This window comes from Idiomarina sp. UBA4206 (assembly GCF_002383015.1).
Classification (GTDB): Bacteria; Pseudomonadota; Gammaproteobacteria; order Enterobacterales; family Alteromonadaceae; genus Idiomarina; species Idiomarina abyssalis.
In genome coordinates this window covers 67715-72380 of record NZ_DFTS01000019.1, presented here as the reverse complement: position 1 = coordinate 72380, position 4666 = coordinate 67715, and the positions used below count along the sequence as shown (strand labels likewise).

The 4666-nt window shown below is 46.1% G+C and carries 3 protein-coding genes and 1 pseudogene; 2 read left to right on the top strand and 2 right to left on the bottom strand.

The features are described from left to right. The first annotated feature begins 238 nt into the window (after positions 1 to 238). Positions 239 to 2695 (top strand): TonB-dependent receptor plug domain-containing protein, encoded by a 2457-nt coding sequence (locus B3180_RS04275; protein ID WP_278358869.1) that lies wholly within the window; start codon positions 239 to 241, stop codon positions 2693 to 2695. A gap of 75 nt (positions 2696 to 2770) precedes the next feature. Here B3180_RS04275 and B3180_RS04270 read toward each other — a convergent pair whose 3' ends face one another. After that, entirely contained in the window at positions 2771 to 3247 is a 477-nt protein-coding gene (locus B3180_RS04270) for a Dps family protein (RefSeq protein ID WP_286843230.1), read from the bottom strand. Positions 3248 to 3392: 145 nt separating this feature from the next. Next, positions 3393 to 4316 carry a rhodanese-related sulfurtransferase gene (locus B3180_RS04265; RefSeq protein ID WP_278358868.1) on the bottom strand — a complete coding sequence of 308 codons (924 nt, stop codon included), beginning with the start codon at positions 4314 to 4316 and terminating at the stop codon, positions 3393 to 3395. A gap of 119 nt (positions 4317 to 4435) precedes the next feature. Here B3180_RS04265 and B3180_RS04260 point away from each other — a divergent pair. Beyond that, positions 4436 to 4666 (top strand): annotated as a pseudogene (locus tag B3180_RS04260) (sulfite exporter TauE/SafE family protein); the annotation flags it as partial.

Below are 4666 nucleotides of genomic sequence, written 5' to 3'. Positions count from 1 at the left end.
AAAAAATACAGTAAAATAGCACCAACAACTAATAGAACAATACCTACGATACGAGTCATAAAGTCTTCCTTTTGTTGTGTTAACAACTTATCAATATAAAGCAGTGAACAAGATCTTCAAGTTTCCTTACGAAATTTTGATCTATGTCATCTGATATATTCCCAAACCAGAAAAATGTCGGTAATTGTTAAAGGGCTAATCGCGTTTAAAACGAAAATAACAAAAGTAAGGCGGAACTATGAGCAGAGCATCTTTCAAGCTGGGTTATTTAGCCCTTTCACTGTCTGCCGCGTTAGCAATTCCGAATACCGGTTTTGCACAGCAGGCAGACGTTAATGCAGAATCAGACGAATCGATGGAGCGCATTGTTACTCTGGGTTCTCGAGTGAACGGCCGAACAGCAACTGAGTCGGCATCGCCTATCGATATTATTTCCGCTGAGCAACTGGTGAATACCGGTGCAACGGAATTAGGTAAAGCTCTGCAAATGAGTGCACCGTCTTTTAACTTCTCCAGTACCACTATTTCTGATGGCTCCGATATTATTCGTCCGGCTACTTTGCGGGGACTTAACCCTGACCAGGTATTGGTGCTGGTTAACGGTAAGCGTCGCCACCAACAAGCTCTTGTGAACGTACAGGAAACGATTGGTAAAGGCTCTGCTGGTTACGATATTAACGCGATTCCTATTACAGCGGTTGCGCGTGTTGAAATTCTTCGTGATGGAGCCGCCGCTCAGTACGGTTCTGATGCGATAGCTGGTGTCATTAACATTACGCTGAAAAGTTCTGACGGCGGAAGTATTTCAGCGGAAGTTGGACAAACTTATGAAGGCGATGGCGAAGTTAATACCGTTGGTATTAACTTTGGTAAAGAGTTTGATAAAGGCTTTTTCAACGGAACGTTAGAATATCGTGACCGTGGTATGACAAATCGTGCGGCACCAGCTGAAGCCTCATTGATTGGTGACTGGTCGTCACCCAGTGGCGACCCTGTGGTTCGCCTGCATATTGGTGACGCAGACTCTGAAAACTTATATGCGTGGTTTAACTCCGGTTATAACCTGGGCAACACCACAGAACTCTATGCATTTGGTGGTGTTTCAACCCGTGATGGTGGGTCTTCGGGCTTTTTCCGTGGCAGAGGACACCCCAGAACAATCGAAGCCATATACCCGGACGGCTTTTTACCAAAACTAGAAACCGAGGCGGATGACCAGTCTCTGGCGGTTGGTATTCGAGGTGACCTGCCGAATGCCTGGTTATGGGACGCCAGCGTTGTCTACGGTAAAAATGAATTCGGCTTTAATTCATCGAACTCAGCTAACGTCAGTTGGTACTATGAACCTCACCCAGATGGCGGCATTTACGGTGAAACGCCCACGTCAGCCTTCGACGGTGAGTTAGTGTTTGAGCAAACTACGTTCAACTTGGACTTTAACGGAACCGTTGATATAGACAATGAACTGCTTTATTTAGCGGTTGGTTTGGAAATGCGCCAGGATGGTTATGAAATCAATCCGGGTGACCCTGTGTCCTGGGCTTATGGCCGGACAAATGATCCCAGTGTGGAAATCTTAACCCCATCGGGAGCCGGTGCTGAAGCTGGTATCCAGGGCTTTCCGGGCTTTAGTCCAAGCCAGGCCGTGGATGCAACTCGTGACAGTTATGGTGCTTATGTCGATGCAGAGTATTATGTGACTCCAGACTTTTTGTTAGCCGGTGCGTTGCGTTACGAAGACTACGACATAGCGGGTGACAACATCTCAGGTAAGCTTTCTGCTCGTTATGACATCGATAGCGACTTCTCTGTTCGAGGAACGGTAGCGACAGGCTTCCGTGCGCCGGGTGTGCAGCAAATTTATTACAGTCAGGTTTTAACGAACATTGTTAACGGAACATTGGTTGAAACCGGAACCATTGCCAACGATGACGAGGTTGCGCGGCAGTTTGGTATTAACGCACTTGAAGAAGAAACATCAGAAAGTGTCAGTTTGGGTCTTATTAAGCGCTTTAATAACGGCTTTGACCTGACCATGGACTTTTACCAAATTAATATTGATGACCGCATTGTGTTGTCTGAGTCGTTAACAGCCTCTGTTGGCGCTGAATTTGGTGAAATTCTGGAAGAGAACAACCTGGGTGCGGCGCAGTTTTTTACCAACTCTGTTGACACTAAAACAACAGGCTTAGATATTATCGCGTCTTATCCTGCTGAGTTGTTTGACGGTAACCTGAACTTGACCGCGGCCATGAGTTTTATGAACACCGATGTTGAGCAGGTGAATTCGGTTTCGTCGTTAATTCCCGGCGAACAAATCTTTAACGATACCCAAGTGTTGCGCCTTGAAGAAGGACAGCCCAGTGAAAAAGCAACATTAAGTGGTGACTGGACTCGAGATGCATGGAACGTCAATTTAGCCTTAAATTACTTCGGTGCTGTTGAAGGCCAGGCTTTCACAGGTGTTCGTCATGAGTGGGGTGGCAAGTGGTTAACCGACCTTTCTGTTGGTTACGACTTTACCAGTAACCTGAACGTACGAGTTGGTGCCAATAACTTATTTGATACTTACCCGGATGAGTGGGGCAGTGCAGGCTCGCCATTCTCTGATGCCGGCTTTAAATACGGTTGGGAAACCTTCCCGTTTGGTATCAATGGTGGTTATTACTATGCACGTCTGAACTACACGTTCTAGATGTTGCATGATCTACCAATAGAAACGAAAACGCCCCTTTCAAAGGGGCGTTTTTTATTTGGCCAGGCTGACAGTTTAGTTTCCTAAGTAAGAGGTCAGCATCCACGCTGTTTTTTCTTGCTCTTTAATGTAGTCACTCATTAGTGCATTAGTACCTTCATCACCAGCTTCGTCAGAAATTTCAAGAATTTCACGTTGCAGGCGAATTGTAGTCTGATAGCTGTCCAGAATATTAGCTACACAGGCGCGGCCTTCGTGAACGTCTTTTACTTCTTCTATTTCACTGTTCTTGATATAGGTCGAGTAAGCATGCTGAGGGCGTTGACCCAGAGTCAGAATACGTTCTGCAATTTCATCAATTTTCAGCAGTAAGTCATCGTAGGTTTCTTCCAACTTAGCGTGCAATTCGAAGAAACGTTCGCCTTTAATGTTCCAATGGAAGCCGCGAACATTCATGTAAAAAACCTGGTAGTTTGAGAGCAACTCATTCAACTTGTCGCCAAGCTTCTCTGCTTTTTTCTGGTCTAAACCAATAACGCTTAACTGTTTCATAAACCCTCCTTTGTCATCGTTATGCCTTAACAATAGTTGAATCATAGAGTTAAAGAAAGCGATGAAAACCGATATAGCTGACAGTTAAAATCGATAACTGTCAGCTATAGCTTACATAAAGGTTACGGAGTTGCAGTGAGGCAGATCAACTGAGGCTTTCGACTTTACCGTCGCGAATGTGTTTCTCGCCGCGGGCTTTCGCCAGTTGAATTTGACGTTCGCGTTCTGCAAAACGTTCTTTCTGTTCGGCTGTGGTTTTATCGTAGCAGTGCGGGCAGCTGACGCCCTTCTGGTAGTGCTCTGACTGCATTTCTTCTTTGGTTATTGGCATACGGCAGGCGTAACATTGGTCGTATTCACCGGGTTCCAGGCCATGCTTAACAGTAACCCGTTGGTCGAAGACAAAACATTCGCCATTCCAGCTGCTTTTCTCTTCGGGCATCATTTCCAAATACTTAAGAATGCCGCCCTTTAAGTGGTAGACCTCGTCAAAGCCTTGTTCTTTAAGATAAGCGGTCGACTTTTCACAACGGATGCCGCCAGTACAGAACATGGCGACCTTTTTGTGTCTTTCCGGATTCAGGTGCTCTTTAACGTACTCAGGAAACTCACGGAAGGTATCGGTTTTGGGGTTAACAGCACCTTCGAACGTACCTACGGCATATTCGTATTCATTACGGGTATCAATAACCAGAACTTCCGGGTCGGCAATTAAGTCATTCCACTTGTCGGGGTCAACGTAAGTGCCAACCGAGCTTTTGGGATCAACCCAGTCAACGCCTAAAGTTACAATTTCTTTTTTAAGCTTAACCTTGGTGCGGTAAAAAGCCTGGCCGTCGCTGGGGGACTCTTTGTGTTCAATATCCGCAAAACGTTCGTCCGAACGCAAGTAATCGAGCACGTTATCAATACCCTCGCGAGTACCACAGATAGTGCCATTAATACCCTCGCGGGCTAATAAAAGAGTGCCTTTTACATTGTTTGCAATAAGCGTTTGATACAGCGGTTCACGCAGCTCTTTATAGTCATTGAGCTCAACAAACTTGTACAATGCCGCACAAATATACATATCATGTTACCTTTTTCAGCGGTCCGGAACGTAAATCCGGAGCCCTATTTAAAATCGCGCGGATTATACCGTTTTGATCCTGATCAGCGCAAATCAGGTTTCCCGGGAGCAGTAAAGCCATGGTAAGCGACGCTTTGTTTTTTGGTTTAGTTCTTTTGTCGGCCGCAACCTCGTTACTGACAGCTGTAGCTGGTGCAGGTGGCGGTGCGGTCTTGATAGGTATGATGGCATTAGTCTTGCCGGGGGGCGCGGTGATACCGGTACACGGACTGGTGCAAATGGGTTCTAATGTGGGCCGTACCGGGTTGTCATGGAAGCACATTCACTGGCCTACCGTTGCCTGGTTTGTC

What these genes read in the sequence shown, in the direction of transcription:
- B3180_RS04275 (WP_278358869.1), top strand. Translation starts at nt 239, where the DNA reads ATGAGCAGAGCATCTTTCAAGCTGGGTTATTTAGCCCTTTCACTGTCT.
- B3180_RS04270 (WP_286843230.1), bottom strand. Translation starts at nt 3,247, where the DNA reads ATGAAACAGTTAAGCGTTATTGGTTTAGACCAGAAAAAAGCAGAGAAG.
- B3180_RS04265 (WP_278358868.1), bottom strand. Translation starts at nt 4,316, where the DNA reads ATGTATATTTGTGCGGCATTGTACAAGTTTGTTGAGCTCAATGACTAT.